This window comes from Paeniglutamicibacter gangotriensis Lz1y, from assembly GCF_000348945.1.
In the GTDB taxonomy this organism is placed as follows: domain Bacteria; phylum Actinomycetota; class Actinomycetes; order Actinomycetales; family Micrococcaceae; genus Paeniglutamicibacter; species Paeniglutamicibacter gangotriensis.
Window position 1 is genome coordinate 156914 of the sequence record NZ_AOCK01000009.1, and the last position, 26838, is coordinate 183751.

A 26838-nucleotide genomic window follows, 5' to 3' on the forward strand; every position below is an offset into this window, starting at 1 on the left:
GAATCTCAAGAGCACGTCGCAACCACGATCAGGCGCGGGGCACCTGACTCCTACGGATGCGACAGAAGTCCTGGCCCAGCGCATTGGCGAACATCGCGAGGACCTGTTGACGCCGAATATGCGGGCCCATCTGTCCAAACGCGGACTGATGGGTTCTGGGGGCCGGCTGTCAACCCCTAGCAACTTCTCAGCAAGCCGGGCTAGCATCTAGTCATGGAACCCAGGGTGAATCTCAGCAAGTCCGATCCTGCTGCGTATGCGGCGCTGTTGGCCATGAACAAGGCTGCCAGCGATTCTGCCGATGCCGCAGGAATTGATCCCAAGCTTCGCGAGCTGCTCAAGGTGCGTGCCTCGCAAATCAATGGTTGCACCTATTGCCTGCGCATGCATACACGTGATGCCCTCGAACTCGGGGAAAGTACCGATCGACTGGCCGTGGTCTCCGCGTGGGCCGACTCCGAGTACTTCACGGCGGTGGAACGCGCGGCCTTGGCATTGTGCGAATCCATCACCATGGTCTCGGTGGACCACGTCCCGCATGGGGTTTACACCATGGCCAGGGCGGTGCTTTCCGACGACCAGATCTCGGCCGTCGCCTGGCTGAGCGCGGCGATCAACATGTTCAACCGGGTCGCGATCGCTTCCCGCTACCCGGTCAAGCCCTAGCTCCTGCCCTGCGCCTGCAGGTAGGACATGACCACCAGGACCCTGCGGTGGTCCTGCGGGTCCAATGGCAGCTCGAGCTTGGCCAGGATGTTGCCCACATGCCTCTCCACGGTGCATCCGGTCAGCCACAGTCGTTGGGCAATTCCTAGGTTGGCGCGGCCCTCGGCCATCAGCGCCAGCACCTCGCGTTCGCGCAGCGTCAGCGCCTCGATACGGCGGTTGGTGCATGGGGAGCACCGCTGGGTTATGGCCGTTTCCGACCCAGCACAGGGCAGCCCGCTGCGCGGAAAAAAGCCACAACGTATCCGCCGACGCGGCCCTATCCCTGCATCTCGTGCCGGCGGAAGCGCAGTTCCCGCTGGGCTCCGCGCAACGGGGAACCCGCGAAGGGCAGTGCGGTCAGGTCCACCGAGGCCGCGGCCTTGAGTGCGAGCCGGTTTGCCGAAGCCGCTGCCCTGGCCGGCAATCCGAGGGAGTCGGCGAATTGCGCCCAATGCCGGGCCTTGAGGTTCTTGAGTTTCCCGGAGACCGGAAGGGCCAGGGTCTCATCCCCGTAGAGCAGCGTGCAGGGCAGGTCATAGAGGGGCGAGATCTCGAAGCCGCCGTCCTCCCGCGCCAGGACCGAGAGGTTCTTGGCATGCAGGTCCCCGTTGCCGGTCAGCCACGCAAAGGCGTACTGCAGGTAGAGGTTGCGGCTGGCCACCACCGGGGCAACGCACAAACGGGCCAGGGCCAAGGCAACGTCCTCGGCTGCCACGGCGTACTTCGCGGCCGGGGGCAGGCCCATGACCTGCGTTCCGTCCTCGAGGGCCATCCGGTGCCAGTGGCCATCGGTTCCCTTCCGGCGGTCGAACCGCTCGACCAGCAGGCCGGTCAGGCCGTTCTTGTCATGGATGAGCCGGTTGCGCGCCACCGGGAGATTCAGGTTCCTCGCCCCGACCAGGTGTGCGGCCTCGTTGGCCACCAGATGGGGGTTCTGCGCGGGATCCAGCTTGAGCAGATAGCGTTGGCCCCGCGTTGCCAACGGAGTGGTGAGCATCGAAGCGCTCGCCTTGTCTTGCACACCTGGAAGTGCGTGCAGGTCCACAGAGTTCGCCAGCACGGCGAAGTCCAGGTCCTCCGGATTCGAGGTGTCGGCCAGCGCCTCGGGTTCGGCGGGAACATCTCCCGCGGGAACGACCTGCACGTCGCCCGGGACATCGGCCCCCACAGCGAGCAGCAAGGTCAATTCGTCGTCGAAGCTGGTCTTAGTTGCATTCTTCAGCACCGTCAGGCGGTGCCCCTCGGGAAGTAACCCCGCAAAGAACGCGGGAAGAGCACCGTTGGACGTCTCGACCGCGGCGGTGTCCGGCGGCAGGGAGAAGGCCACCGGCGCATGGCCTTCTGCAAGGTAGTTGGCCAGATAGCCGAAGCGGATGCCCCCGGCAGCCGTCCGGGACAGCTCCCCCGCGTGGACGCCGTTCTTGTAGACGTCGGCACGCTCGATGAACCTGAGCCGTTGGAGGTCCGGGGTCATCGACCGACGCCAAGCTTGAGCCCCAGGACATTGAGGACCGAGGCCACCGCGCGCAGGGACGGATTACCTGTGGCGGTTTCCAGTGCGCGCACGGTTCGCTCGGAGACCTCGGCCAGGTCGGCCAGCTCCCCTTGGGTCAACCCGGCGTCTTTGCGGGCCCGGCGAATCTCCAGCCCCAACACCGATACGGTTTCCATACCACTCCCTCTACCGGCAAAATATTGCCGTTCTCGATGCTCCCCCTTCCCATGATCCATGAAAAACCCGCTTTCGGCAAGATCTTGCCGAAAGCGGGCTCTCGGTTTGGTTGCATCCAACACAAGAGGGTCAACCGGCAACTTACTGCCGATTCGGCAGCTATCCGTTCGGGCACTGCGGCAGGTACTGCACCGCCCACTTATTCCCGTCAGGATCGGCGAAGTACACGAAGTGCCCCCAGTCCAGGATCATCACGTCGCTGACCTCCACCCCCTTGGCCTTCAGCTCATCGTGCGCCACCTGGATGTCACTGACCACCATCTGAAGCATGGGAGCCGAACCGGGAGCCGCGTCGGTCAGCCCCTCACCAATGGTGATGGAGCAGGCGGAACCCGGCGGGGTCAGCTGGACGAAGCGGATCGACTCGGTAGGCCGTTCGTCGTGATCGGCGTTGAAGCCAACCTTGTTGACATAAAAATCCTTGGCACGGTCCACATCGGACACGGGGACAAACACCAGTTCTAGTTTCCAGTCCATGGCGCCCACGCTACTGCCGCGGCAGTAGCGGCGTAAAGGGTTACTGGAGCTATGCCGACCCGGTGGTGCAGCTCCAGTAAGGGGTCTGAACTGCAGCGGAACAGTGGTTGGCGCTAAGTAATCTGTTGGGGTGACATGGTTCAAGTGTTGCTGATGGGCAGGTGGCGGTAAATGGATGCCCGGGATACGCCGAGTGCTTTGGCGATCTGGGTGGGACTTTCCCCGTTGGCATTCCTGGCTCGGGCGGCGGCGAGGGTATCGGCATTCATGACGGTGGGGCGGCCGCCGGTGCGGCCCTGGGCTCGGGCTGCGGCGAGGCCGGCCATGGTGCGTTCACGGATCATGTCGCGCTCGAGTTCGGCGAACGCGGCCATCATGACGAAGAAGAATTTCCCTTCTCCTGTTGGGCTGTAGGTTCCCGTGAGGGTTCCGGTGAGAATGCGCAGGCCGACTCCTTGGTCGTGGAGGCCGTCGGCGATGGTAAGTACTTCCTTCACCGACCGGCCGAGGCGATCCAATTTCCATACGCACAAGGTGTCCGTCGGACGGAGATGGCCGAGCGCTTCAACGAGCCCCGGGCGGGCGGTGGCGCGGCTGGAAATTTTGTCTTCGAAGATCCGCCCGCAGCCGGCGGTTTCGAGGGCATCGCGCTGGAGCTGGGAGTCTTGTCCGTTGGTGGATACGCGGGCGTAACCGATGAGATTGAATTGCTGGGTTGCCATGGACCAACTGTCTCACAACCGTCTCACAACATTACTGTCACCGAGTATGTTATGAGACGGGTTATGGACGATTTTTGATCGGCGCGTCGCTGGACCCCGGAATCGTCTCAGAACCGGTCGTTTTCGGACGCCGTGCAGGCTTAGCGTCGGATATTCGGCGAATTACCAGTAAGCCGCCCCCATAGCCACTACAGGTCCCGGGGCATCATCGTGAGTATGTTCTTCCAGTCCTAGAACCAGGGCGTGGAAGCCTACGGGGAGAAGGGCATGGCCAAGCTTTGGGCCGGGCTATCCTGACCATCTCGGGCATGCCGGCTGGCCTCATCGAGCTGGAGCACTACTCGTACAAGCCCTACGCCGATGATGTGGTTCAATCCCAGGAGTACTACGAAGGTATCGCTGTCAAGGACGGCGTTCTGTAGGCTCACATAACAGTACGAATGAAGGTCCGGCCCCGTTGGACTGGGGCCGGACCTTCATTCGTACTGTTGAAAACATTCAAAAATTATGTAGTCGAAGTCCACCCAATAATTAGCGCAACCATCATAAGTGCTATACCCACGATGCTCGGAATAAGCGGCAACCAATACCACCTATTCCTTCGCAGGCCCTTGACACACCAAACCGCGATTACTACTGGTGGGATGAGCAGAAAAGTATTGTCGTTGATGAATACTAGCCAGATGGAGAAGGCGAGAAGTACGAAGGCGATTAGAGGTCCGCTCTTCGACGGCAATGTTTTTGTTGGCACCTCGTGAGCTAGATTTGCCACGGGATCTCCTTTTGAAAGTTGATTATTTCTCTAGACCTGATTGTACGGGTGTTTGCGCCATTCAGTACCTGCCATTGTCGAAGTTCAGCGATTCGTAGTTGCAGACGTTTACGCGTGTCAAGCACCCAAATCCCTTATTCGTACGACCGAAGATCGTCTTCCAGCTGGACTGGTTATTTGCCTTGATATAGGTCTCGTGATGCGGAACAGGTCGGCGAATGGCGTTTCTGAGCGAGAAGCTACCTGATTTGGTGATGTTGACAGTCATTCGGCCAAAAATCGGCAGGGTTGCAGCCGTGTTACACAGTGGATTGGTAACCACCACATTGATGTATGCAGTACCTGATGTTGAAGACATGCCCTGATTTTTGAATGTGATCCCGGAGGCTGAGGCAGTTTTAGTGGACTCGTTTTTCCATACGCCACTTACTTTTTTCTGACGGGTAGTTGAGCCAACAGACTTGCCAAAAGTCATGGTCTTATTGCTCCAATTCATGGTAACTCTGGCATAGGTTCTATTGGATCCCCCTGTGCTCCAGCTACGATTGTCTCCCTTAAATCGATAACTGCCGATTGGCGGAGTGCAAGCGCCTTGTGGCGCTGGTGCTGTTGCTCCCGCAATAAAGGTCTTATAACGGAATTCCGTGCTCGTACGTGCGGCAGCAGCCTTTGCGGCAACCTGCGCGGCGGCAACTACTGCGACGTCAGTCGAATCTTTAGGTACCGTTGCGGGTATGCCCCACGTAGTACCAGCGCTTGGGACTTCCATCTCGCCTGCATCGATGCGCTCAGCCTCATCTGAAGTAACGAATTCATTCATTTCGTCCCTACTCAGCGGCGTTTCAGCAGTCACTGTATATTCGTATTTCGATCCAGGATTGATACTCGTGTCTACAAATGAAGTCTCCCCATTCAAGGTCGCCAAAAGCACTTCATCGCGATAAATGTAGGTTCTTGCTGCTCCCATATCTGGCCAAAGAAGATCAACTTTCGTTGGGCTGACAAGTGCGGCTGCGCGATCTTCTGGATTCTTAGATTCGAGAAGAGAGCCATTGAGGAGTGCTGTACCGTCTTCGGTTTCTACTTTGAAGAAATCGGGCAATGCTGCTGACGCAATCTCTTGCACATCAACCAAATTTTCGCCATCTCGAATTTCCACATTGCCATGGCGATCTTTTTTGATGGCAAAATCTGATTCTTCATGCTGGGTATCGGTACTGCTTATTTGGTTCGCAACTGGTTCTATATCAGTCACGGAAGCCGAAGCAGGAAGCGAGCTTGAAATGAACAATATAGTCATAACAAAAGCACAATATCTTGTAGTTTTTCGCATTAATTTATTCATTCGTCTCACGATTCAATCTTGACCTACTGGACATCTTGGATGATCTGTATAGCTAAATTAGCTTATCCGAGATTGTCGACAGCATGCAGGCAAACATGCAGGTGTAGGCTTGATTTAAAATCCCTGAAACACTTGTACCTTTAACTTAATTACGCTGAAGGAACAGGAAACTCAGTTCGTTAGGTTCGAGGTTGCCACTATTTTTCACTGTCCATGCGGCGGCTGCTCTCATGACCAGCATAAGTACATCGCAGCGCGGAACAAGGCACTCAAGAACCGGTTCTCATCGACGCGAGGATCCTCGCTGTTATACAAACTCGCAGCGCTTGCCAGTGAAAGATAGACTAGAGTTTTTGGCCTCTCGAATAATTTCATGGTGTCAAGCCTCTGGTTGAGGCCGCCGCATGGACAGAGTCCGCCCGAGAACTCTTGGTGACTTAAGCCCAACACTAAACATTTTCTTCAGGGCCAATGCACTTTGGAGATAGCCGCGCGGGGGTGCGACAAAGTTTACTGGGGGGTCGCCCCTTTGCCTTTTTTATGGCTAAATATCAACCTGGGGAATGTCCCTCGGGAGCCGCAAATATCGGCTATGGTTCCGGCGGGTGCGGGTGCGTGGTTTCATCAAGGCGTGGAATGGCCCGTCGGGGCTGGTGAGCCGGTCCATCAGCGGGTAGAAGTGGTCCCGGTAGTACACCAGGATCGCTTGGGGTCCGTCCAGCTTCACCTGTTCCCAGGTCACCCAGAGCGCCTGGACCGGGGGGGTCGGCTTCCGGTGCCGGGTAGTCGAACCAGTTGGGTGCCCACTTATTGGTGCCGTAGAGCCTGCGCAGGTAGTGCGGCAGCGCCAACTCCTGTAGCTATTGCTCGCAATCCCGGTAGGTGAAGGACAGTGCCGGGGCGGGTTGCCCTTCACCTGCGTGCTCGGCCTGCGCCTCTGGTTCCTCCGTGGCGTCGTCAAGGTCAACCAATTCTTCATCCGGGACCGACATCATCGGGACAACACCTTTTCCTGGGTCCGGTTGGGCTGGGCCGCACCGATGATGCGCTTGCGGTTCTTCATCGCGGTGTTGGAGTTCGTGAGGCTGGGGCGGCTTGAATTCGCCGAATATCCGACGCTAAGCCTGCACGGCGTCCGAAAACGACCGATTGTGGACATCGCTATTCGTCGTCGGGAGAATTTGCCGGGTTACGCAATGGCCGGAGATTGTCGTCGAAGGGGGTAGCGAAGGAATACCTGCCGTGGACATTGATGTGCGCGTCTCCCAAGGGAGAAAGCCTCGCCACGTCGGCGTCATCCACGGGATGTCCCTGCTCCCGCAGGGCCGTCAGAGCCGCATCGATGTAGCGGGTGTTCCACAGGATGACCGCGTTCAAAACGAGCCCGAGGGCGCCGAGCTGGTCCTCCTGGCCCTCACGGTATCGCTGGCGCAGTTCCCCACGCTGGCCATAGAAGATTTTCCGGGCCATGCGGTGCCGGGATTCCTGGACGGTGAGTTGAACGTGGATCGATCGACGGTAGCTCTCATCGTCCGGGTCGTACATGGCCAGCAGATGCAGGGTCTTTGCGGCACGCCCATAGTCGGCGAACGCCGCCCCGAGCGGGGTGGGGTTGCCGTCGCGGCTCAGCATCCGCAACAGGTCATAGCCGGCGACCGAACCGCTGTGCAGGGACCCCACCACGCGCAGCATGTCGGCCCATTGGCCCCTGATGCGCCCGGCGGAGAGCTTGTTCGTTGCGACGGCGTTCAGGGAACCATAATCAACAGCCTGCCCGCCGGGCACGGTGAGGCGCCACAGACGCTGGTCGGGCATATCGGCCAGACGCGGGCTGAACTGGTAGCCCAGCAGACGGAAGAGCCCGAACACGATGTCGGAGTAAGAGGCGGTATCCGTCGCGATCATCTGCGGGGCGGGTCCGCCGTCACGGTTGAGGATCACGTCCAGGACATGCAAAGAGTCGCGCATCGTGCCGGTCACCACCACGGCACCGATGCCGGACACCTGGTCGTTGATGGCGTTGAGCCAGGTCACGCCGCGGCCCTGACCGAAATAATGCGGATTCGGGCCGGCGTCTAAGGTGCGGACCGGGACAACGAACCGCAACCCATCGACGGAGGCCACCAGCCCGCCGCCCCAGGCCCGGGCCGTCGGCACACCGGCCTGGGCATCGATGAGACGGGCGTTGGCGGCGGCCAGGGTGTCGCTGCGCAGGTAATTCTGCGCCTCATGTGAGAGCCGGCGACGGCTCAATGCCGGATGTCCGTGTTTGATCACCGGCGCGAATCCGAGGTTGCAGCCTTCGGCGACCAGTACCGCGGCCATCGAGGTCGCCAGATCGGTGAGTCTGGAACCGGAGGCCTGCCCCGTCATGCCCAGGTGGGTGAAATCGTTCAAATAGCCGGTCCAGGCGTTCACTTCCAGCAGCACGTCAGGAAGATCCACCCGGGGCAGCATTCGCTCGACGGTGTCCCGCAACGCGGTCAGCGTATCCGGTTCCGGCACCGCTTCCAACCGCGACTGATGGATGCGTGTGCGACCATCGGGGCCTGTTTCCAAACGAAGAGGGGCAGTGCCCGAGCCCGCTTCAGCGGGTCGGATCCGGGCGGCGAGAGCTGTGTAGGCCGTGTCCAGTCGTGCGGCAAGGTCACTAAGGTGCGCATCAACGGGGTCCTGTAATCGCAGCGCGGTGAGGACATCGGGACGGGCCTGTTCCCAAGCCTCGCCATCCAGGAGGCGTGCCCGTGGGTCGCCCCACCGGGCGGAATCCACCGCGTACACATCCCGGCGACGCAACGCCCGATGCAATGCCTCGAGCACGCACAGCGTGTAGGCCCGGTGATCCACCAGCTCATCCGGCGATTCCGGAGAGGGAAACACCAGCCGCCGCCACGACCCGACCACCACCTCATCCACAATCTCCGCCCGGGTCACCCGCTTGCGTCCAACCAGGCACCTCAGGCCCCGCACCGCGGTCAACAGCGCAGTGCCCGCCGGTGTTGCAGCCAATGGCAAGACTTTAGCGATCACCGCGACAAATGGCCGGACGGTGGCGTATCGTTTCACCAGTTCTGCCTGCCCTTGGTCCGCGTCGTCCCCGGCGTCGGGTGCCAGCTCCTGAACGGTCGCCACTGCGGACATGAGCTTCTCCCTCGATATGGCTACTTGCAACCTGTTCCACGCCTCAGCCGGGTCCAGCCCCGTGCCCTGGGCCTCGGCACATTCGAGCATCACCTTCGCCGCTGCAGCCAACGTCACCGACGCCCGCCTCAACTGAGGCAAGGACTTCATCCGGTCCTTGGCCGAGGCGCGCACCGCAGGCCCGATGAGCTTGGTCGCCATCAGAACGGAGAACAAGTCAAGGGCATCATCAACCGCCGATACCTGTAACGCCCCGGCGGTGGCCAACAATGTCGCCCACCGGCGTTTTTCCGGCATACGTCGTAGCGTCGCAGCATCCGATGACAGGCCCTGCCGTGCCAGCACCTGGATACGCCCCGCCGGAATCTCGCCCAGATCAACGTCGCCGACACCCATCCCGGCGATCTCCGCAGCGCGCTCCAAAGCCCGGACCATCTCCGGCCCCGAGGCCCGGGTTGGGGCTCGGCGCATCCGCTCCAACCCCGAGGATCGGGTATCAGCCGGCACCGTGAGTAAACCATCAAGACCACGACCAAGTTCCGTTGAGACTCGTTGCGCCAGCACCGAATACAACCGATCGCCGGCCGTGCTTCTGGCCTCCGCGACGAGTCTGGCCAACACGCTCACTCCCGGCAACAGCACCCGCTCCGCACGAAGCCACGCCACGCTCTGATCGAAGAGCTGGGTCGGCCGCTCGGCCCGCGTCCAGGCACGAGCCGTCAGAAAGCCCTTGAATTCGGCGACCGTTTCGGGCTCTGACAACCGCCGGTACCCATACGCTCGGGCTATCTCCCAGCGGTGCTCGTAGGGGGTCTTTGGCCGCTCCGCGTAACTCCCCAAAACGGAACCATCGGCGATCCCGAGTTGCGATGCCATGAAGTCAACCGCCGCTTTTGGTACCGCCACCGGGTCATCAAGAAACGTCCCCAGAAAACGTAGTGTCCCCAGCTGCAAACCAAAGCCAAGCTGGCTACCCTCGCCACGGCGGCGACCAACCAACTCCAGATCCCGGTCATCAAGAAAGAAGAACCGTTCCAATTCGGCCCGTGAAATCGGACCGGAGAATTGGCCATACACCGCTACTTGGTCATCACTGAGAAATTCAACTGGCATGGCACCAACCTAAGCCAATTACGAAGGCTTAGCGCCAACCACTGTTCCGCTGCAGCTCAGACCCCAGTAAGGAGAGGGAAGCTGCACATTCCCGGTCGGCTATTCGGGCATCAGATCCCTGGCCCGGAAACGCCAGAACCCGATCGTGGCCAGCACCAAAGCGATGACGAACAGGACCACCAGGGGCAGCAGGGCGAAGTCCTGGGCCGGGATCCGCGGAACCGCACCAAACGGGGTGAGCTTGATGAAGTCCTCGGACAGAAAAAACAATCCGCCGAACATCGCAGCCATGACCGAAAGCCCGTAGATGACCCACACGATGCCGGTGCTGGGCCGCGGAATGGATCCCTGGCAAAAGAGCAATACCCCGAGCATCAGCAGCACCGCCGGCCAGTACCCAAACGACGCCGCGGCCATGGAACCGCCGGTCGCCGCGCCCTGGGAGGATGCCCCGGAGAGATAGCCTCCAACCAGCAGCATCACCACGGAGCCGACCCCCGCCACCAAGACGTGCGCCCACAGCCAGCCGAAGCGCGAGAGCGAACCGGCCAGCTGGCTCTCCAACCTCCCGCTTTCCTCTTCGCTGCGCGCCCCGGCCAGCGTCTGGATGGCGAAGGCCCCGGCCAGCAATCCGTTGAAGAGCACGAAGATGCCCATCACCTCGTCAAGTATGTTGTCCCCGGTTCCCACGAAAGACTTGGCGAACGGGTTGTTCGGGTCCAGTACCGAGGCCATCACTTTGGCGACCGAACCGAAGAACAGTCCGGCCACCGCGGCCCCGATGAACCAGCCCAGCAGCGAGGCGCGCTGCAGGCGCAGCACCAGCCCCAGCGGGGCGCAGATGAAAGCCGAAGCCGTGGCGGGCCCGCCACGCTCGGGCAGGACGCCAGCGCCTAGGTCCCTGCGGGATTCCACGCGCAAAGCCAGTGCGCAGCCAAGCACCGCCAGGCCCAGCAGGGCCAGCAGCGGCCACCAGTTGTTCTCCCCGAAGGAGCGCATGTTTTGCGCCCAGCCAATGGGCGAGAACCAGCTCAGCGCGCTCGGGTTTGTGCCGTTGGCTTGCAGGTCGGCACCCGCACGGATGAAATAGAACAGGCCCACCAAGCCCACGCCCAGCGCGTTCGCTCCGCGGCTGGTGGTCGCCAGCTGGCCGCAGATCGCCGAGACCGCCACGAAGGCCAATCCGGTTCCGGCAATGGAGGCGCCCATGGTCCAGGATCCGTCGCTCGGGAGCGACAGGGACAGGCAGAGCATGGAGATCAGCAACCCGGTGACCACCGATAGCGAGCCTGCCACCAGGTAGTTGGCCACCGAGTAGGCGTGCCGTCCCAGAGCGGCCGAACGCAGCAGCTCGGTGCGCCCGGCCTCCTCGTCGGCACGCCCGTTGCGGGTGACCAGGAAGATCGAGGCGAAGCCCAGGGCCACGGCCAGGGTCATCCAGATCTTGATGACCAGGATTCCGCCGAGCGAGCCCGCGGCGTAGGGCAGCCCGGTCATCGCGGCCACGGCCGGGGTGTTGGCCACCTGGGCGTAGGCGTCGCGGGCGGCCTGGGTCGGGAAGGCCTCCTGCTGGGAGCCGTAAACCATCGGGATCATCACGGCCAGCACCGCGGCCCAGATGAGCAGCCGCAGCCAGTTGCGGCGCAGGATGAAGCGCACCGCGTTGCCGAGTCCGGCCAGGGTGCCCGTGGCCGCGGAGGCGCCGGCACCGGCGCGCACGGGGAAGGTCAAGGTGCTCATCGCGCGCCGCCCGCTGGTGCGTGGGCATGGCGCCCGGCCTTGGTCTCGCGCGGCTCCGCGGGCAGTCCCCCGTAGTGGCGCAGGAATAGATCCTCGAGCGACGGCGGGGCCGACACCAAGGAGCGCGGCGAGTACCTTGAAAGAGCCTCGAGCACGCCGCCAAGGTCTTCCTCGACGACGGTGAAGGTGGCCTTGGGCCCGTCGAGGACCAAGTCGTTGATGCCCGGGACCGAGGCCAGCGCGTTGGCGTTTCCGGTCAGCAGCACCGAGACGGTGGTGCGGTGCAGGTGGCGCAGCGCCTCAAGGCGCCCGGCCTCCACGGTCCGACCCTCGCGGATGATGGTCACGGTGTCGCAGAGCTTTTCCACTTCGGCGAAGATGTGGCTAGAGAGCAGCACGGAGCGCCCTGCGTCCTTGGCCTCGCGGATGCAGGCGGTGAAGACCTGTTCCATCAGCGGGTCAAGGCCGGATGTCGGCTCGTCCAGCAGCAACAGCTCGGCATCGGAGGCCAAGGCCGCGACCAGGGCAACCTTCTGCCGATTGCCCTTGGAATAACTGCGGGCCTTTTTGGTGGGGTCCAGGTCGAAGCGTTCGAGCAGGCTGTCGCGCTTGGCGGCGTCCACTGACCCGCGCAGGGCCGAGAGGATGCCGATGGCCTGCCCGCCGGTCAGGTTGGGCCACAGGGCCACCTCGCCCGGGACGTAGGCGATGCGCCGGTGCAGCTGGACGGCGTCGTCCCACGGGTCCCCGCCGAGCATCTTCACGCTGCCCGAATCGGCACGCAGCAGCCCGAGCAGGATGCGGATGGTGGTCGACTTGCCCGAACCGTTGGGCCCGAGGAACCCGGCGACCTCCCCCGCCTCGACCTGCAGATCCAGTCCCGCCAGGGCAACGGTGCGACCGAAGCTTTTGTGCAAGTCGGTCACCGAAATGGCCTGGGTGTTGGTGGACATGGTTTTCTCCTTACCGTGTCACGGTGTCTCCCGCGAGGCCCGCGGGCGGGTTCCTGGTTCCGGCCAGGAAAGCCAGGTATTCATCGAGGTATTCCCGGGTGGTAAACAGCCCCTCGGTGTACAGCTCGAGGGTCGGCAGCACGGCCTCGGCGTAGTAGCGATCCATCACCGCACCAAAGTCGTCCAACGGCCTCTCGGGACGCATCGCGAAGCTGACCACCATGGCGCCGACCGATTGCTGGACCAGGAGACGCACGCGTGCCTCCTCGTCGCAGCTGGGAACGATGATTCCCCGCTCCACGGCGTCGCGGGAGATCTTCAGATTCTCGGTGACCAGGTGCTCGATGAAGTCCCGTCCCGCGTCCCCGCCCGCGCGGACCGAGCGCAGGATGTAGACCAGCAGGACCCCGCCCTCGCGCGAGGACGGGAACCGGGCGAAGAGTTGCTGTGGCGGCGTCTTGAGGCTTTCGTTCTTCAGCGTGCGGTAGCGTGCCAGCACCGTGGCGTCGCATTCGGCGCGCAACGCTTCCTTGGATCCGAAGTGGTGGCGGACCAGACCGGCGCTGACCCCGGCCCGGGCGGCAATGGCGCGCAGTGATTCGTCGAACCCGTGCGCAGCGAAGCACTCGATGGCGGCGTCGCGCAGCCGGGCCCGACCGGTTAGGTCTTCACGGGCTGCACTCATGTATAGGACGCTACTCGCGTGTATAGCGTCCGGCAATAGGTCGAAAGTCCCGAACTTTCGGGGCTCACGGGACCGGCAAGGTTGGTCCTGTTCGGGCACGGGTTCGGCCTCGTTGGCGAAGGGCTTGGCGACGCGGTTGGCATCCTGGCCCGAAACGACCAGGAAGGTCGGGACGACCAGGTAGCCGGCACCAGTGAGCGCGAAGGCCACGGTGAACCATCCCGGGAGGCAGAGCAGCGCGGCAGCGAGGAGGACCAGTTGGCCTGCGCGGCCCGCCCGCACCAGCTGTGGTGCCGCGGCGTGGTGGTCTTCGCTCCAGGCCGTGTCGTTGGCCCGGGTGTGGCGGGTCTTGATGCCGATCCGCTCGTTGCACGGCAGCTTCCCGTCCCTCATCATGGGGGCCAAAACCCGGGCCCTGAGGGTGACGAGCACGAGCGCGAAGTGAAGCACACCCATCAGATCCATGTCCGTCTCCCGGCCATCACTGCCTGGCCAACCTGGCCAACCAATGCTCGCGTCCCCGGTTGCGATGTGAACAGGTGTGAAAAGTGTTTATGAATACCTGTCACGCCTGTTCACCAGCTGCCGCTTGTCCCTCAGGCACCCAGATAGCCGCGGGTGTCCAGGTCCTCGGCGGCCATGCGTGCCGCCAGGGACTGCCCCGTTTTCCGCACGGGCTTGGTGGAGGAGCCGAAGCTCTCGTTGCGGGCGCGTGCGGGGTCGGACAAATAGCCGGGTCCAGGCAGTGCGGATTTTTCCGACAGATCCCAGGCATCCAGCGCCTGCAGGCTGATGCCGCGCGGTCCGGTGCGCCGGGTGAGCCCGTGGATCAGCAGCAGCCGGGTGGAGAAGAGCAGCGGGCCGCAACGCTGCTGAGCCTCGTGGAAGAATGTGGCATCCACGCAGCCGGTTCCGTCGTCCACCGAGATGAACACGACCCGCCGTCCGCCGCGCATCGGCGGGGTCTGGGTGGCAACCCGCACCCCTGCAACCAGGACCTCGGTGCCGTTGCGCATGCCCAGCAGGTCCTGGGAGTGCGAGACCCCCAGGGACCGCAGCAGCGGGGCGTGGGATTCCATCAGGTGGGCGGTGACATCGATGGACATCAAATCCAGCTCGGTGCGGACCACCTCATCCAAGGGTGTTTGTGCCGCCCCGATGGCCATGTTGGCAAAGTCCAGGTCCCCCAGCGGCAACGCCAGCTGACCGTGGATCGGACGATAGCGCTGCGGCAGCACCTTGCCCGCCGGCGTCCGCAGGTGCTCGATCAGGTCTGCCCGGTTCCCACGCCCGGTCCGGGCTTGTAGCGAATCGAAGGCGCCCAGTGCCGCAAAGTGGTTCAGTGAGGTGCGGCTGAGCCCCGAACGAGCCCGCACATCGGCGATGGAGTCGTAGGGCTGCCCCGCGGCCACGCGGGTGACCTCGCGTTCGGAAACCCCGCGGATCCCGCGCAGCGAGAGCCTGATCCCGTACCTCCCCGGGGGCGTGGAGCCCGGAGCCCGCGGCACCACCGGCACGTGGGCAGGGGGAAGCAACCCGTCGAGTTTCTCCACCTTGTAGCCAGGTGCGGAGCGGTTGATATCCAGCGGCAGGATCTTGATGCCCATGCGTCTGGCCTCGGCGACCAGCAGCCGCTTGGGGTACATGCCCGGATCGTGTTCCCAGATGCCGGCCAGGAAGGCCTCGGGGTGTGTGCCTTGAGCCAGGCCGAATGGTAGGTGGGCACCGCGAATGCCGCCCCGTGGGCCTTGCAGAAGCCGAAGGAGCCAAAGGCCGCCAGGGTTGCCCAGACCTCGTCGATGACACTGAGCGAGTAGCCGCGACTCAGCGCCCGGGAGCGGAAGAGCGCCTCGACCTGTGGTTCGGCCAACGGGTTGCCCAGCAGCCTGCGGTACACATCGGCCTGGGCCAGCCCGCATTCGGTCATCACATCGAAGATCCGCAAGACCTGTTCGTGGAAGACCGTGACCCCGTGGGTCTCGGCGAGCGCCGGTGCCAGATCCGGGTGGGGGTATTTTTCGGGGGCGAAGCCGTGGCGGTTTTCCAGGTAGGGCTTGACCATGTTGGATTTCATGGGTCCGGGGCGGAAGAGGGAGATGTCGATGATGAGGTCGTTGAATTCGGCCGGTGCGAGTTTGCCGATGAGTTCGCGTTGTCCCGGGGATTCGATTTGGAAGCAGCCCAGGGTGTGGGTGGAGCGGATGAGCTCGAAGGTCGGTTCGTCGTCCAGCGGGACCAGGGCCAGGTCGATGGCTCCGCGGGGATCGATGTAGTCGGGGATGGATCCGGGCGCCCCTCCCCCGTGGCCGCCGGCCTGTGCCACCGCCTGCGCATCGGGGTGGATGCGGGCGATTTCTTCCAGGGTGTAGGTGATGGCCGATTGCATGCGCACCCCCAGCACATCGAGCTTGAGCATGCCCATGGGGTCCATGTCGTGCTTGTCGAATTGGCTCATGGGCAACTCGATGCCGCTGGGTTCCAGCGGGGTGCGGTTTCCCAAGGAGGCGTCGGAGAGGATGACTCCGCAGGGGTGCATGGAGATGTGGCGGGGCAACCGGTCGAGTCGTTCGGTGAGGTCCACGAGCAGGTCGAGTTGTTTTTCGGTGCCGAGGCGGTCGGCGAAGGGCGCGAGTTCCGGCTTTTCGGCCAGCGCGTCGCGGAAGGATGCTGCGGAGAAGCGCCAGAGCTGTTTGGCGATCACGTCGATGTCCCCCTCCCCCATGCCCAGTGCCGCTCCTGCATCGCGTACCGCCCCGCGTGCGCGGTAGCCGTTCTGCATGCTCATGAGGCTGACGCGCTCTGCGCCGAAGCGTTCGAAGATCTTGTGGTAGATCTCGTGGCGTCTGGCGGATTCGACATCGATGTCGATGTCGGGCAGGGTGGCTCGGCTGCGGGAGAGGAAGCGTTCAAAGAGCAGGTCGTGGGCCAGGGGGTTCACCTGGCTGATCCCGATGAGGTAGTTCACCAGCGAGGAGGCCCCGGACCCGCGGGCGGCTGAGCGTATCCCCATGGTGGTGATCATGGAGCTGACTTCGGCGACGGTGAGGAAGTAGGGGGCGAAGCCGAGGTCGGAGATGGTGGAGAGCTCTGCCTCCAGGCGGTGGCGCATTCCGGGGTCGTTGGCCTGTGCGGGGATGAGCCGGGTGATACCGGCCTCGGCGCGGGAGGCCAGTTCGATATTGGGGTCGGCGGTGATGCCGATGATGTGGGCTTCGGGGACTACCGGGATCGACCATCCGGTGTCCAGGGCGGGGTCCAGGCGTGCCCAGTCGGCGAGCGCTGCGGTGTTACGCAGCAGGGTGGTGGCCAGGGAGGTGTCGGCGGCGGAGGCTGCGATCTCGCGTGCCAGGTGGTGCATGAGTGCGGCGGGTTTGAGCCAGCCTTGCCCATTGGGTTGGATGTCGTTGAGGGTGGAGAGAGAGGATAGGGCGCGTGCGGAGTCCAGGACATCGGCGGTTGCCGCCCCATCCGGGTCGGTGTAGCGCACCTCGTTGGTCAGGACGGGGGCGATGCCCACGGATTCGGCGCAGCGCAGCATGCGGATGGCGTGTGCTGTGCTGAGCTTGGCCCCGGGGGTATTCAGGTGCGTGGTGACCTCCACCCTGAGGGAGTCTCCCCCCAGCAGGGAACGCCAGGTACGCAGTAGGGCACGGGCGTGGGTGTACTGCCGGCGTGCGGTGGCCAGTCCGATGTCGGAGCCCGCCCCCAGCAGGATCGTCAGCAGTGTTTCGCCCTCGGGGCCCAGTGCATGGGCTGCCAGTTCCTCGCGGGTGATGCCCGTTCTCGGTTTGTTGATCCCCGTGCTGGTGCTCATCTGGTGTGCCGCGGTGATCAGGCGGCATAGTGCCGCATATCCAGCACCGTTGTCATGCCCCCTAGCCAGCGCGACGATTCGGCCGGCAACGCGCAAGGGCAGTGGCTTTGTATGGGGTGTGGTTGCCGGATCGGGTTCGAGGATGGCCAGATCGACCCCGAGGATGGGGTCGATGCCATGTTCGATGCAGGCTTTGAGGTGTTTGACGCTTCCGTAGAGTCCGTCGCGGTCGGTGATGGCTAGTGCGTCGGCCCCGTCGGCGAGCGCGGCTGCCACCAGGTCCTTGGGCCAGGAGACCCCGTAGTGTGCGCTGAAGGCAGAGGCGACGTGCAGGTGGGTGAAGCTCATGCGCATCCCCTGTGTGGTGCCCCGAGGCTTATGCGTGCATGTTTGGTTGCGCTCATGATGGTGCCCGCTCCCCTTTGGCCCGATGGTTCACCTTTCCCCCTGGTGGGCTGCGCATGCGGGCGTGCCTTGGTTGCTGTTCCGTGAGGCGTGATTCAGCCGGCTCCACGGGTCGGGGGAACAAGCCCATCATATTCGAACACCTGTTCTAATCAAACCTTAAAGAGGTGCGCGCCCGGGGTTCCATGGCCTTCGAAATCGGGGTTCCCGCCGCTGACCTGCATCGGGAAGTCGTCAGTGAGAAGGCCCACTCGGGGGCTTGCCTAGATTCCCTCGGTAGACCAGAGCTTGTCGAGGGCCACGAGGTAGGCCTCGGAATAGCTGGGGAATTGCGGGGCCATATCGCGCAGTACCTCCAACGAAATCTGCCCCCTAATGGCCAACGAGGCGACATGTATCCATTCGCTGGCCTGCGGGGCCACGGCCCAGGCGCCGATCAGTACCCGGCGGCGCCTGTCGACTAGGATGCCTAGGTCCCCTTGCGGGTCGCGCTCATAGGTCCAGGGCCGGGCGATTGCCGCCGGCAGGTTCACGCGGATTGCTGCGGCATCGATCCCGTGTTGCCCGGCAGTTTCTAGGGTGAGTCCCACGGCTGCGATTTCCGGGCTGGCGAACACCACCCGTGGGATCCCGTCGTAGCTGGCACTGCGCTCTTTGCCCAGGATGCAGTCGGCCACGATGCGTGCTTGATATTTGGCCACATGGGTGAAGGGCATGATCCCGGTGACGTCACCGACAGCCCAGAGCCCCTCGGCGGCCCAGCAGTGCTCATCCACCCGTACGTTGCCGCTCCCATCGAGGGTTGCTCCGGCCTTGGCCACGCCCAAAGCACCCGCGCGCGGGGTCCGTCCGGTGGAGAATATGACAGCATCGACCGCAATTTCCGTCTCCCCGCGCAGCGTCAGGATGCTACTTCCATCCTCCCCGCGCCGCCCGCTGGCCACGGAGCTATTCAAATGCACGGCGATCCCGAGTCCAAGTAGGTGACTGTGGGCCAGTTCGGCAACTTCGGGTTCCTCGCGACCCAGTAGCCTGGCGCTTCGGTTCAGCACCGTGACCTCCACCCCGAAGCCGGCGAGGAAGACGGCCGTTTCCAGGGCCACTGCGCTTCCGCCCACGATGGCGACGGAGGCGGGCAGCGCGGTTAGGGTGTAGACCTCGCGGTTGCCCCAGGCGGTAATGTCCCGGACTCCTGGGAAGTCGGGGGTTGCCGGCTCGGTTCCGCTGGCAATGATGATGTGGTGGGCGAGGTATTCATTCCCGTTGGCGGTCACATGGCCGGGCCCGGTAATTTTTGCCGTTCCGCGCACCACCGTTGCCCCTCGCTCGAGGTACCCCTGCTCCTGGGCGGTGTCATCGAGATGCCGGGCCATGTAGTCGCGATATTCCCGGGCCTTCTCCCAGTCCAGAGGGGTTGCCGAGGCCCCGGCGACCTTGGAAACCTCGATATTCACCTCGGGTCCGCGCAGGATGGTCTTGGAGGGGATGCAGGCCCAGTAGGCGCACTCTCCGCCAATGAGTTCGGATTCGAAGACAACAACCTTTTTGCCGGCCGTCAGCAGGCGGTCTGCAACGACCTCGCCGCCCGGGCCCATGCCGATGATCGCGGCATCGAATATTTCTTCCATCGGAGCACTCCCCTGTTCGCGTCCCTCGTGGCCGCCATCCAGGCACCCGCTCCCAGCTTTGCATCTGGCGCGGCCAACGACCAGAGTCGCGCCCTCTTCCGAGGTGTGGACTCAAAGCCTTGCGAGCGGCCCAGTACCCACACAGCCCCCCTCAGGCGCTTTCCTGGTAGGCCTCGGGCATGCGAATAATGCGCCAACGCCCGGTATCGGCCTGGCGTGAGACTTCGAAGGTGCGCAGCGGCCCCACTCCAGCAAGCTTGACCTGCAGTTGCCAGACCTCATAGTCGACAAGCCCCGGGCCGCGGCCGCGTTCGGCACGCAGCTCCTCGATCCACCACTTTCGTCGTTCGAACCAGCGCACCGGCTCTGCCGCAAGCCTGTATTCGCGACCCTGCCAGCGCATGCGGATCGGCACGCCCGCCGGCGTGCAGTCAACTTCGATCGATTGGGTAAAGATCCCCATTCGCTCGCCACCCTTCCCGTCGCACCAGCAGACCCAACGCTTCGCACACCCCATGGAGTGAAAAGCGGTTGCGGGCTACATGCGTGCACTCAACCATTTTATTAGAAACTTTGTTCTATGCAAGATGAGACTAGAACGTACATACGACAGTTTGTTGTTGCGGGGCGCCGTTGACGTGCTTTCACATGGGCCTAAGCTTGGAGCCATGACCCTCAACACGCCTCCGGCAATCACCGCACTCACCCTGGGGGTGCGCGATCTCCAGCGTTCACGCGACTTCTACGTCGCTGGCCTGGGATTCCGCGAAATCAATTTCATCCCCGGCGAGATCCTGTTCATCCAGGCCGGGTACGGGCTGATGCTCGCATTGTGGAACATTGAATCGATGCCCGGCGAATACGGCGACGTCGGGCACGGCCCCCTGGCCCCGCCCGTGTCACTGGGCCACAACACCACCAGCGTCGAGGAGGTCGAAGACCTCTATGCGAGGGCGCTTGCTGCCGGTGCGACAAAAGTCAGCGCGCCGATGCTCCGGGACTGGGGAGGCACCAGCGCCTGCGTGGCGGACCCCGACGGGTTCCGCTGGGATTTTGTGCACAACCCGGGCTTCGTCATCGATGACGATGGGACCGTCACCGGTGTTTGATTCGCGGTGCCACCTATGAAGCTCTCCAGTCTGCCGATCCGCAGCATCGGCGAACACGCACTCTCCCCGGCTCCGCGCGGTCAGTGGCCACAAACTCTTCCACCGGTACTCCAGCTTCTGGATCAGGGCTTGGACTTCGGCGCCGCCACGGTCTTCGTAGACGAAAACGGTTCGGGAAAATCAACACTCATCGAAGCCATCGCTCTGGGCTACGGGCTGTCCCCGGAGGGCGGCTCCACAGGTGCCCAGCACAGCACCAGGGCCACCGAATCGGGTCTGGAAAACCACCTGCAGCTGCTGCGCAATATCGGTGCCAGCCGCCGCGGCTACTTCTTGCGCGCCGAAACCATGCACGGCCTTTATACGTATCTGGAAGACAATCCCTCCATGCGGCGCAAGGATCCCGAATTCCACACCATGAGCCACGGCGAATCGTTCCTCGAACTCATCGTGGACAGGTTCCGCGAGGGCGGGCTGTGGGTATTGGACGAGCCGGAGTCAGCACTCTCGTTTTCCGGCTGTCTGGCGTTGGTGGGCATCTTGAAGGATCTCATGGCCCAGGGCGATTCCCAGGTCATCATGTCCACGCACTCGCCGCTGCTGGCGTCCCTGCCCGGCGCGGACATCTACGAGGTCGGCCCGTGGGGGCTGCGACACAGCAACTGGGACGATTTAGATCTGGTCACCAACTGGCGTTCCTTCATGAACATGCCCGAACGCTACCTGCGGCATCTTTAACGCGGTGCGGCGGGGCACCGGGCCCCGCCGCACCGCAAAAATCCCCGAGGGGTTACTCTTCCTGCTGCGAATCAGCAAGATCCGGGTCGAAGTCCGCGGGCAATGCCCCACCTTCACCCTTCCACTTGGACAGCTGCTTTTCGCTGACCTTCCGTGCATCAGTACTGGGTGTCAGGTTGTTCTCTAGTTCTTCATTATCGGTCATGTTGCCTGTCTCATCGCTCATATTTCCTACGCTAGCCCCTCCACCGGATACTGGCCAGCTTCCCTTTGACCTTGAGCGCGCCGGATCCGCCGACCACGCTTCAATCCATCTTCGCCACGCGCGACTTGACGATCAGAAACAACCCGTAGCAGCCCAACCCAACACCAGTGAAGATCAGTGCATAATCGCCAAACGGCTGCTCGCGCAGGGACTTCAGTGCGCCATCCAGCCCGGTGGATTCCTCCGGGTCGGACTGCAGCGTGGCGACGATGACCAGGAGCCCGACCAGGAACAAGGCGACACCCTTGGCCATGTAGCCAAGCACACCCAGAATCAGGGTCCCCCGGCGCAAGGCCTTCGAGGCGGGCAGGACAATCTGCTTGGTGAAAGACTTCAGCAGACCCCTAATGACGAAGACGACACCGGTGATGGCAATTCCGGCCCCCACCAGCAGCAAGAGCATCGGGCCGAAAGGCATGGACATCACCTGGGCCGTGGCGTCGCTGGTTGATTCGCTGCTCTCCTTGCGGTTTCCCAGGCCAAAGGAAGCGAAGCCGATGGCCAACACAAAGAACACGATTCCTTGCCCAGCCGCGGCCAGCTTCTTGCCCAGCCGTCTGCGTACCGCCACCCGCCGGTACCCGAAGATCACTTCGCTTAGTTGCCACAGTCCCAAGGCCAGACAGGCAACTGCTCCTGCCCACAGCAGCACGACTCCTGCCGGCTGGGCGGCCAGCTGCGCCATCGCCCCTCCCTGGTCGGCATCCTGGGAGTCACCCAGGGCCAGCCGGACGGCGATGACCCCGATCAGTAGGTGCAGCAGACCACTGACGGCAAAGCCCGCCCTGGCAGCTATCACGAATGCGCGTGAGTTCGAAGCGTCCTCGGCCGCGTTTGCGACGTCTTCAAGGTCCTTCATGTTCTAGGTTCCCTTCCCCAGTGCGAGCCCATCCAACGAGTTTCACGGTGGTAACCACATCCTGCCACCACGGAACAAAAACCACCTAGCGGAGCCCGGCGCGCCCCGAAACCCAGGATGAGCAAGGCTCGTCCCCTTTCCCCTGTATTTTGCCGCTTCACGGACTTACCGTGGAACTGCCAAACACGAAAGGTGACAGCGATGAGCACACAGATCCCCGAGCTCGCGGGAATCCACCACGTCAAGCTCCCGGTCACAGACCTCGAACGCAGCCGGGTTTGGTACCAGAGCAGGCTCGGCTTTGAGCAGGCCATGGAATTTAGCGACGGGGTGAAGGTGATCGGGCTGCTGCTGAGGCACCCGCGAGGAGGACCGGATCTGGGCTTATGGCTCGACCCGGACCGGGCGGCGGCCGCAGCAGGCTTCGATTATTTTGTTTTTGGTGCCACCAACAGACAGGCGCTCGAGGCCCTGGCGGAAAGGCTGACAGCACTGGGCGAACCTCACCCCGGCGTCCACCCGGGAGCTGCCGGATGGGTGCTGCCGCATGTCAAGGATCCGGACGGGCATGAATTGCGTTTCCAATGCCAAGAGTAGGAGTCCCGACCTCGGCAAAGAACGGACACGGAGAACAGGCCATTCGATGTCCGCACCGCGGACTCCGTCGCCCTATTCGGCCGAGGGCCGCTGACGCTGCTGTTTGGTGGCGGAGCGGTGGGATTTGGCGGCAAGACGCCGCCGCTGCGAGCCTTTGGTCGGCTTCGTTGCCCGGCGGCGCGGCCCATCGGGCGCAAGCGCGGCGCTCACGGCAGTAGAAAGCTTCTGCAGGGCAGTCTCCCGGTTGCGCAACTGGGAGCGCTGCTCGGAGGCGGTGACAGTCAGGATCCCGGCAATGAGCTTCGATTCCAGGCGTTCGAGCAGCCGCTGGCGTTGCTCCTCACTCAGCACGCGCGAATCTGCGACTGACCAGGAAAGCTCAACGCGGCTATCCGAGGTGTTCACGTGCTGTCCTCCCGGCCCGGAGGAACGCGAAAACCTCCAGTCAAGCTCGGCTGCCGGAATCGTCAGCGCCGGTGAAATCTCCAAATCCATGCTTCAAGCATCGCATGACGCGGTGGCACCCCGCTCCGACTGAGCTGGTCCCCGAGGTCGGAAATCGAGTGCGACCCAGCTTGGCCGGCGTTCCCACGCAAACCCAGCAGGTAGCGATCTGGGTCCTTGGTCCGGTCGGTCGTGTCCGGCTGAAGGACACGAACACTGCCACCGGCCCCCGCTCCGGCACGCTCTGTTCCCCAAGGGACCACACCGCGGGACTCGAGTTGGTCGAGGCCCGTGCTGCTGCTCTTACTCTGGAAGCTTGCCGCGGTGTACGGGCAGCGCGCTATGTTCGTTTGCCGGCGGAACGCAGTGCTGCCGCAACGTGCGCGGTTCCATCTTCGGTTGCCAGCACCGCCGCCAACCGGCGGGCATTTGCCCCATACTCCGGAGTCGTGGTGGCTTGCGTGATGGCTGCGGCCAACCGCTCGGTGGTGAGTTCCTTGTACGGGACCGACTGCGGGCCCGCACCGAGTGAGACGATTCGTGCGGCCCAGAACGGCTGGTCCGTATAGATCGGTACGCTGACCGTCGGCACCCCGGCGCGCAGACCAGCCGCGGTCGTACCCGCCCCTGCATGGTGGATGACGGCGGCCATCTGCGGGAACAGCCAGTGGTGGGGAACGGTTCCGATGCCCAGAGCGTCCGGCGCGGAGAACTCTTCAACCCCCTGCAGCACCGCACGCATACCTGCTCGGCGTACGGTGTCCAGCATGAAATCCATGTCCAAGGCGGCGCTGCTTCCGAATCCGATGAAGACCGGAGGAGGCCCGTCCGCAAGGAATTCGACCAGCTCGGCGGGCGGTTGCCAGTCCGGCTCGGTGTCCGGCCACCAATAGCCGGTCAAGGACAGACCTGAGCGCCAGTCCGTCGGACGTGGCAAAACGGCCGGGCTGATCCCGTGCAGAACGGGACTGTTTGCTTTCCTGCGTTGCCGTTCGGCGACGGCCCTGGACTTCTTGCCCAGCCCAAGGGTCCGGCGCAGTCGGGCGCTGGGAGCGTCGTAGGGCGCCTTCCCTGCGGTGATCAACGAACCGAGCAATTTGTTGCCCACCGGTCCCAGGCTGCGAGCGGTGCCCAGGACCATGGGCGGGTAGGCGGCGCTGGCTTCCGTGGGTTGCAGATGGGCGCCGAGGGCGGGGATGCCCAAGGCCTCGGCGACGTCGTAGGCATAGGGAGCCACCGCATTGGCCAGAATCACGTCGGCACCATGCTCGGCCGCGGCCAGGGTGCCACTTGCGGCCAGGTCCATGTAGTCCCCGAGTTCACTCATGTACCAGCGAAGATCCGCGGCCGTGGCCTTCTTCCCGGGTGCGGCGGGGCTCACCAGATGGCTCATGTCCCCGGGAAGTTCGCGGTGCTCGCACCCGGCAGCGGTGATCAACGGAGCGTAGGCGGCATTGGCCGCGATGGCCACCTCAAAACCCAAGGCCTGGAGTCTGCCGCCGAGTCCCGCCATCGGGGCGACGTCTCCCTTGGTACCGGGCGTGATCATGAGTACTCGCATGGTGGTTCTCATTCCGATTGATTGCGATCACTGTTCGCAATCAAGTTTATAGTGACATGATGACTGGACCTAATGCACGTGATCGAACGGAAGACGGATCAGCCATGGCCTCACATGACCCCCTCGATGTCTGGCGGCGGCCGGAGCGTTCCGGCGTCGGACCAAAACCGAAACACTCGCGCGCAGCGATCGTTGCGGCGGCGATAGAGATCGCCGACAAGGACGGCATGGCGGCGGTCTCCATCCGGCGTGTGGCCGCCGACATCGGAGCCGGAGCGGCCTCCTTGTACCGGCATTTGAACTCCCACGACGAGCTCGTTGAGCTCATGGTCGACACCGTTGGCGGCGAATACGACCTCGGGCCTTCCGCCGAACCGCCACGAGCCCAACTACTAAATCTGGCGCGGCAGGGCCGTGCCATCATGCACCGCCACCCCTGGCTGGCCCCTTTGCTGCTGACTCGGCCCTCCCTGGGGCCAAACTCGCTCGCATACCTCGAGCGCGCTCTTGCCGCACTGGTGACGGTGGACATGCCCGGTCCGGCCAAGCTCCAGACAGTGGCCATGTTGACCGCGATTTCCTCGGCCTTTGTCCAAAACGAGCTGGCCCAGTCCGCCGGACCCGGTGCAATCGATCACGGGAACAAAGAACGACTGCAGCACTTATCCGCCGCGTTCCAGTCAGGGAAATACCCGCATCTGGCCGGTGCGCTCGCCGGACACCTTGAACAGCAGAGCCCGGACGAAACATTTATGGGCGTCATCGAGAACTATTTGGCGGGCGCCGGTCTTCCGGTGTCCGTCGGTTTCGACTGAGGGGCATGCCGCCCCCGGACTCGGCCCGGGGCCGTAGCGAGTCCATGAACCGGAGCCACACCTCGTCGATGCAGCCAAGGGACACTCCCCCACGGCTCTTCATGGAGAAATGGCGCGGGGCATCACGCCGCTCCAGCCCCAGGGGCGCGAGAGCCACCGCTCAGGGGCCCGCTCCCCTTGGCACGGCAACTCCTGAAGCCCGGCAACCCTAGAGAATCCGCCATGCAGAGGTGCGTACCTAATACCAAAACAGGCACTCCAGCCAGAGACTTTAGGGGGCTTTCGCCACCTTCGGGCACACCATACACTGGGCTTGTATCCACTACCGGCAGAAGGTGCGAGACCATGACGATCCCACAGCCCCCAGAACCCCCGGTCCGACCGGCCGAACCCGGGCGGGTTCCCCCCGTGCCACCCGGTCCTCCGTCCGAACCACCTCCGGACCCGGGACCGGTGCCCCGCCCGCCCGTGGAGCCCGACCCCCCAGGGCCGTTCCCACCGATCCGGTAGAACCCTGCCCCACACCGGTGGACCAGTAATCTCCGCCGTACGGAGGTGCAAGAACACCGGCTTGGGTCGGCCTTGACCAGGTTTTAGCGCTGGGAGAGCCGGACCATGTTGCCCGACGGATCCCGGAACGCACAGTCCTTCGGACCCCACGGCTGTTCGATGGGCTCCTGAAGCACCTCGGCCCCGGTGGCTCTGACCTGCTCGAAGAGCCCCTCGAGGTCATTGGTGCTGAACACCGTCATGGGCAGCACGCCCTTGGTGAGCAGCTCCTGCATGGCGTCGCCGTCGGCTTCCGAGCGTCCGGCGTGCGGGTCCGAGAGCACGATGCCCAGTCCCGGCTGGATGTCCGAGCCGAGGGTGACCCAGCGGTGCTCGCCCGAGGAGACGTCGTTTTCGACCTTCAGGCCCAGCCCGTCGCGGTAGAAGGAAATGGCTGCATCAACGTCGTTGACGGTGATATGTGAGTACTGCAAAGAAATATCCATGGCCTAAGAATAAGACGCTGTTCCCGAGGGGCGCTTCTCGGATCCTGCTCAATGTCTGGCGCCCACCGGAGGTCAAAGTACGGCCATACATGTGAATGGTCGTTTTCCCTGCGACGACCGAACCGACCCCGCCCGTATCATCACGCGTCTCTCGAGCCACGGGCCACGGCTTGAGAGACGCAAGTTTCACCACCGAGGGAAGTGCTGCGTTCCATCCGGT

At 63.4% G+C, this 26838-nt stretch carries 25 protein-coding genes and 1 pseudogene; 6 read left to right on the forward strand and 20 right to left on the reverse strand.

The window, feature by feature from the left end:
- The first annotated feature begins 225 nt into the window (after positions 1 to 225).
- Positions 226 to 666 carry a carboxymuconolactone decarboxylase family protein gene (locus ADIAG_RS14795; RefSeq protein WP_235045922.1) on the forward strand — a complete coding sequence of 147 codons (441 nt, stop codon included), beginning with the start codon at positions 226 to 228 and terminating at the stop codon, positions 664 to 666.
- Here ADIAG_RS14795 and ADIAG_RS22435 read toward each other — a convergent pair.
- From ADIAG_RS22435 to ADIAG_RS14820, 5 genes are all read right to left on the reverse strand, one after another.
- Positions 663 to 989: a helix-turn-helix domain-containing protein gene (locus tag ADIAG_RS22435; RefSeq protein WP_268744252.1), complete on the reverse strand. Its 327-nt coding sequence runs from the start codon at positions 987 to 989 to the stop codon at positions 663 to 665. The genes ADIAG_RS14795 and ADIAG_RS22435 overlap by 4 nt on opposite strands.
- Entirely contained in the window at positions 986 to 2182 is a 1197-nt protein-coding gene (locus ADIAG_RS14805) for a type II toxin-antitoxin system HipA family toxin (RefSeq protein WP_007272216.1), read from the reverse strand. The genes ADIAG_RS22435 and ADIAG_RS14805 overlap by 4 nt, the downstream gene beginning before the upstream one ends.
- Positions 2179 to 2379: a helix-turn-helix transcriptional regulator gene (locus ADIAG_RS14810; protein WP_007272217.1), complete on the reverse strand. Its 201-nt coding sequence runs from the start codon at positions 2377 to 2379 to the stop codon at positions 2179 to 2181. The genes ADIAG_RS14805 and ADIAG_RS14810 overlap by 4 nt, the downstream gene beginning before the upstream one ends.
- A 160-nt stretch (positions 2380 to 2539) precedes the next feature.
- Entirely contained in the window at positions 2540 to 2917 is a 378-nt protein-coding gene (locus ADIAG_RS14815) for a glyoxalase superfamily protein (RefSeq protein ID WP_007272218.1), read from the reverse strand.
- A 140-nt stretch (positions 2918 to 3057) separates the two neighbouring features.
- Positions 3058 to 3639 carry a recombinase family protein gene (locus ADIAG_RS14820; RefSeq protein WP_007272219.1) on the reverse strand — a complete coding sequence of 194 codons (582 nt, stop codon included), beginning with the start codon at positions 3637 to 3639 and terminating at the stop codon, positions 3058 to 3060.
- Between the two features lie 278 nt (positions 3640 to 3917).
- Between ADIAG_RS14820 and ADIAG_RS21905 the strand changes: the two genes are divergently transcribed.
- The gene (locus tag ADIAG_RS21905) at positions 3918 to 4061 is read left to right on the forward strand and encodes a hypothetical protein (RefSeq protein WP_200859402.1); all 144 of its coding nucleotides are present in this window, start codon (positions 3918 to 3920) and stop codon (positions 4059 to 4061) included.
- A 411-nt stretch (positions 4062 to 4472) separates the two neighbouring features.
- On the opposite strand, the gene ADIAG_RS21450 is transcribed toward ADIAG_RS21905, so the two are convergent.
- The 10 genes and pseudogenes from ADIAG_RS21450 to ADIAG_RS14860 all read right to left on the reverse strand — a co-directional run bounded on the left by ADIAG_RS21450 (position 4473) and on the right by ADIAG_RS14860 (position 19698).
- Complete coding sequence (locus ADIAG_RS21450; protein ID WP_152426178.1) at positions 4473 to 5744, reverse strand: fibronectin type III domain-containing protein; 1272 nt, start codon at positions 5742 to 5744, stop codon at positions 4473 to 4475.
- Positions 5745 to 6300: 556 nt separating this feature from the next.
- A complete protein-coding gene (locus ADIAG_RS22440; protein ID WP_268744251.1) occupies positions 6301 to 6672 on the reverse strand; it encodes a DUF4913 domain-containing protein in 372 nt (123 codons plus the stop codon).
- Positions 6617 to 6751: a hypothetical protein gene (locus ADIAG_RS22445; RefSeq protein WP_007272223.1), complete on the reverse strand. Its 135-nt coding sequence runs from the start codon at positions 6749 to 6751 to the stop codon at positions 6617 to 6619. Before ADIAG_RS22445 ends, ADIAG_RS22440 begins: the two co-directional genes overlap by 56 nt.
- Positions 6752 to 6917: 166 nt before the next feature.
- Entirely contained in the window at positions 6918 to 10010 is a 3093-nt protein-coding gene (locus ADIAG_RS14830; protein WP_007272224.1) for a Tn3 family transposase, read from the reverse strand.
- A 99-nt stretch (positions 10011 to 10109) separates the two neighbouring features.
- On the reverse strand, positions 10110 to 11750 hold the full coding sequence (locus ADIAG_RS14835) for an ABC transporter permease (RefSeq protein ID WP_007272225.1): 1641 nt from the start codon (positions 11748 to 11750) through the stop codon (positions 10110 to 10112).
- The gene (locus ADIAG_RS14840) at positions 11747 to 12703 is read right to left on the reverse strand and encodes an ABC transporter ATP-binding protein (protein ID WP_007272226.1); all 957 of its coding nucleotides are present in this window, start codon (positions 12701 to 12703) and stop codon (positions 11747 to 11749) included. The genes ADIAG_RS14835 and ADIAG_RS14840 overlap by 4 nt, the downstream gene beginning before the upstream one ends.
- A 10-nt stretch (positions 12704 to 12713) precedes the next feature.
- Positions 12714 to 13853: a TetR family transcriptional regulator gene (locus ADIAG_RS20420; RefSeq protein WP_007272227.1), complete on the reverse strand. Its 1140-nt coding sequence runs from the start codon at positions 13851 to 13853 to the stop codon at positions 12714 to 12716.
- Positions 13854 to 13984: 131 nt separating this feature from the next.
- Positions 13985 to 17550 (reverse strand): annotated as a pseudogene (locus ADIAG_RS14850) (DNA polymerase III subunit alpha).
- 320 nt (positions 17551 to 17870) lie between these two features.
- Complete coding sequence (locus tag ADIAG_RS14855) at positions 17871 to 19235, reverse strand: dihydrolipoyl dehydrogenase family protein (protein ID WP_007272230.1); 1365 nt, start codon at positions 19233 to 19235, stop codon at positions 17871 to 17873.
- A 151-nt stretch (positions 19236 to 19386) separates the two neighbouring features.
- Positions 19387 to 19698 (reverse strand): hypothetical protein, encoded by a 312-nt coding sequence (locus tag ADIAG_RS14860; RefSeq protein WP_007272231.1) that lies wholly within the window; start codon positions 19696 to 19698, stop codon positions 19387 to 19389.
- A 205-nt stretch (positions 19699 to 19903) separates the two neighbouring features.
- Between ADIAG_RS14860 and ADIAG_RS14865 the strand changes: the two genes are divergently transcribed.
- Together ADIAG_RS14865 and ADIAG_RS14870 are read left to right on the forward strand one after the other, a co-directional pair.
- A complete protein-coding gene (locus ADIAG_RS14865) occupies positions 19904 to 20344 on the forward strand; it encodes a VOC family protein (protein ID WP_043475227.1) in 441 nt (146 codons plus the stop codon).
- A 15-nt stretch (positions 20345 to 20359) separates the two neighbouring features.
- A complete protein-coding gene (locus ADIAG_RS14870) occupies positions 20360 to 21082 on the forward strand; it encodes an AAA family ATPase (protein WP_007272233.1) in 723 nt (240 codons plus the stop codon).
- A gap of 52 nt (positions 21083 to 21134) precedes the next feature.
- Here ADIAG_RS14870 and ADIAG_RS21670 read toward each other — a convergent pair whose 3' ends face one another.
- The gene (locus ADIAG_RS21670) at positions 21135 to 21308 is read right to left on the reverse strand and encodes a hypothetical protein (protein WP_161623966.1); all 174 of its coding nucleotides are present in this window, start codon (positions 21306 to 21308) and stop codon (positions 21135 to 21137) included.
- Positions 21309 to 21387: 79 nt separating this feature from the next.
- Entirely contained in the window at positions 21388 to 22206 is an 819-nt protein-coding gene (locus ADIAG_RS14875; protein ID WP_007272235.1) for a DUF1206 domain-containing protein, read from the reverse strand.
- Positions 22207 to 22407: 201 nt separating this feature from the next.
- Between ADIAG_RS14875 and ADIAG_RS14880 the strand changes: the two genes are divergently transcribed.
- A complete protein-coding gene (locus ADIAG_RS14880; RefSeq protein ID WP_007272236.1) occupies positions 22408 to 22803 on the forward strand; it encodes a VOC family protein in 396 nt (131 codons plus the stop codon).
- 72 nt (positions 22804 to 22875) lie between these two features.
- Here ADIAG_RS14880 and arfB read toward each other — a convergent pair whose 3' ends face one another.
- Together arfB and ADIAG_RS14890 are read right to left on the reverse strand one after the other, a co-directional pair.
- The gene (gene arfB, locus ADIAG_RS14885; RefSeq protein WP_007272237.1) at positions 22876 to 23298 is read right to left on the reverse strand and encodes an alternative ribosome rescue aminoacyl-tRNA hydrolase ArfB; all 423 of its coding nucleotides are present in this window, start codon (positions 23296 to 23298) and stop codon (positions 22876 to 22878) included.
- A 289-nt stretch (positions 23299 to 23587) separates the two neighbouring features.
- On the reverse strand, positions 23588 to 24808 hold the full coding sequence (locus ADIAG_RS14890) for a glycosyltransferase (protein ID WP_043475229.1): 1221 nt from the start codon (positions 24806 to 24808) through the stop codon (positions 23588 to 23590).
- A gap of 104 nt (positions 24809 to 24912) precedes the next feature.
- Between ADIAG_RS14890 and ADIAG_RS14895 the strand changes: the two genes are divergently transcribed.
- Positions 24913 to 25623 (forward strand): TetR/AcrR family transcriptional regulator, encoded by a 711-nt coding sequence (locus tag ADIAG_RS14895; protein ID WP_007272239.1) that lies wholly within the window; start codon positions 24913 to 24915, stop codon positions 25621 to 25623.
- Positions 25624 to 26216: 593 nt separating this feature from the next.
- Here the strand turns inward: ADIAG_RS14895 and ADIAG_RS14900 are convergent.
- Positions 26217 to 26618, reverse strand: a complete 402-nt coding sequence (locus ADIAG_RS14900; protein WP_007272240.1) for a VOC family protein — start codon at positions 26616 to 26618, stop codon at positions 26217 to 26219.
- Positions 26619 to 26838: the final 220 nt, after the last annotated feature.

Excerpts from the sequence above, each read along its gene's own strand:
- ADIAG_RS14805 (WP_007272216.1), bottom strand. The coding sequence starts at position 2,182 with ATGACCCCGGACCTCCAACGGCTCAGGTTCATCGAGCGTGCCGACGTC.
- ADIAG_RS14810 (WP_007272217.1), bottom strand. The coding sequence starts at position 2,379 with ATGGAAACCGTATCGGTGTTGGGGCTGGAGATTCGCCGGGCCCGCAAA.
- ADIAG_RS14815 (WP_007272218.1), bottom strand. The coding sequence starts at position 2,917 with ATGGACTGGAAACTAGAACTGGTGTTTGTCCCCGTGTCCGATGTGGAC.
- ADIAG_RS14820 (WP_007272219.1), bottom strand. The coding sequence starts at position 3,639 with ATGGCAACCCAGCAATTCAATCTCATCGGTTACGCCCGCGTATCCACC.
- ADIAG_RS21450 (WP_152426178.1), bottom strand. The coding sequence starts at position 5,744 with ATGCGAAAAACTACAAGATATTGTGCTTTTGTTATGACTATATTGTTC.
- ADIAG_RS22445 (WP_007272223.1), bottom strand. The coding sequence starts at position 6,751 with ATGATGTCGGTCCCGGATGAAGAATTGGTTGACCTTGACGACGCCACG.
- ADIAG_RS14830 (WP_007272224.1), bottom strand. The coding sequence starts at position 10,010 with ATGCCAGTTGAATTTCTCAGTGATGACCAAGTAGCGGTGTATGGCCAA.
- ADIAG_RS14835 (WP_007272225.1), bottom strand. The coding sequence starts at position 11,750 with ATGAGCACCTTGACCTTCCCCGTGCGCGCCGGTGCCGGCGCCTCCGCG.
- ADIAG_RS14840 (WP_007272226.1), bottom strand. The coding sequence starts at position 12,703 with ATGTCCACCAACACCCAGGCCATTTCGGTGACCGACTTGCACAAAAGC.
- ADIAG_RS20420 (WP_007272227.1), bottom strand. The coding sequence starts at position 13,853 with ATGGATCTGATGGGTGTGCTTCACTTCGCGCTCGTGCTCGTCACCCTC.
- ADIAG_RS14855 (WP_007272230.1), bottom strand. The coding sequence starts at position 19,235 with ATGGAAGAAATATTCGATGCCGCGATCATCGGCATGGGCCCGGGCGGC.
- ADIAG_RS14860 (WP_007272231.1), bottom strand. The coding sequence starts at position 19,698 with ATGGGGATCTTTACCCAATCGATCGAAGTTGACTGCACGCCGGCGGGC.
- ADIAG_RS14865 (WP_043475227.1), top strand. The coding sequence starts at position 19,904 with ATGACCCTCAACACGCCTCCGGCAATCACCGCACTCACCCTGGGGGTG.
- ADIAG_RS14870 (WP_007272233.1), top strand. The coding sequence starts at position 20,360 with ATGAAGCTCTCCAGTCTGCCGATCCGCAGCATCGGCGAACACGCACTC.
- ADIAG_RS21670 (WP_161623966.1), bottom strand. The coding sequence starts at position 21,308 with ATGAGCGATGAGACAGGCAACATGACCGATAATGAAGAACTAGAGAAC.
- ADIAG_RS14875 (WP_007272235.1), bottom strand. The coding sequence starts at position 22,206 with ATGAAGGACCTTGAAGACGTCGCAAACGCGGCCGAGGACGCTTCGAAC.
- ADIAG_RS14880 (WP_007272236.1), top strand. The coding sequence starts at position 22,408 with ATGAGCACACAGATCCCCGAGCTCGCGGGAATCCACCACGTCAAGCTC.
- arfB (WP_007272237.1), bottom strand. The coding sequence starts at position 23,298 with ATGGATTTGGAGATTTCACCGGCGCTGACGATTCCGGCAGCCGAGCTT.
- ADIAG_RS14890 (WP_043475229.1), bottom strand. The coding sequence starts at position 24,808 with ATGCGAGTACTCATGATCACGCCCGGTACCAAGGGAGACGTCGCCCCG.
- ADIAG_RS14895 (WP_007272239.1), top strand. The coding sequence starts at position 24,913 with ATGGCCTCACATGACCCCCTCGATGTCTGGCGGCGGCCGGAGCGTTCC.
- ADIAG_RS14900 (WP_007272240.1), bottom strand. The coding sequence starts at position 26,618 with ATGGATATTTCTTTGCAGTACTCACATATCACCGTCAACGACGTTGAT.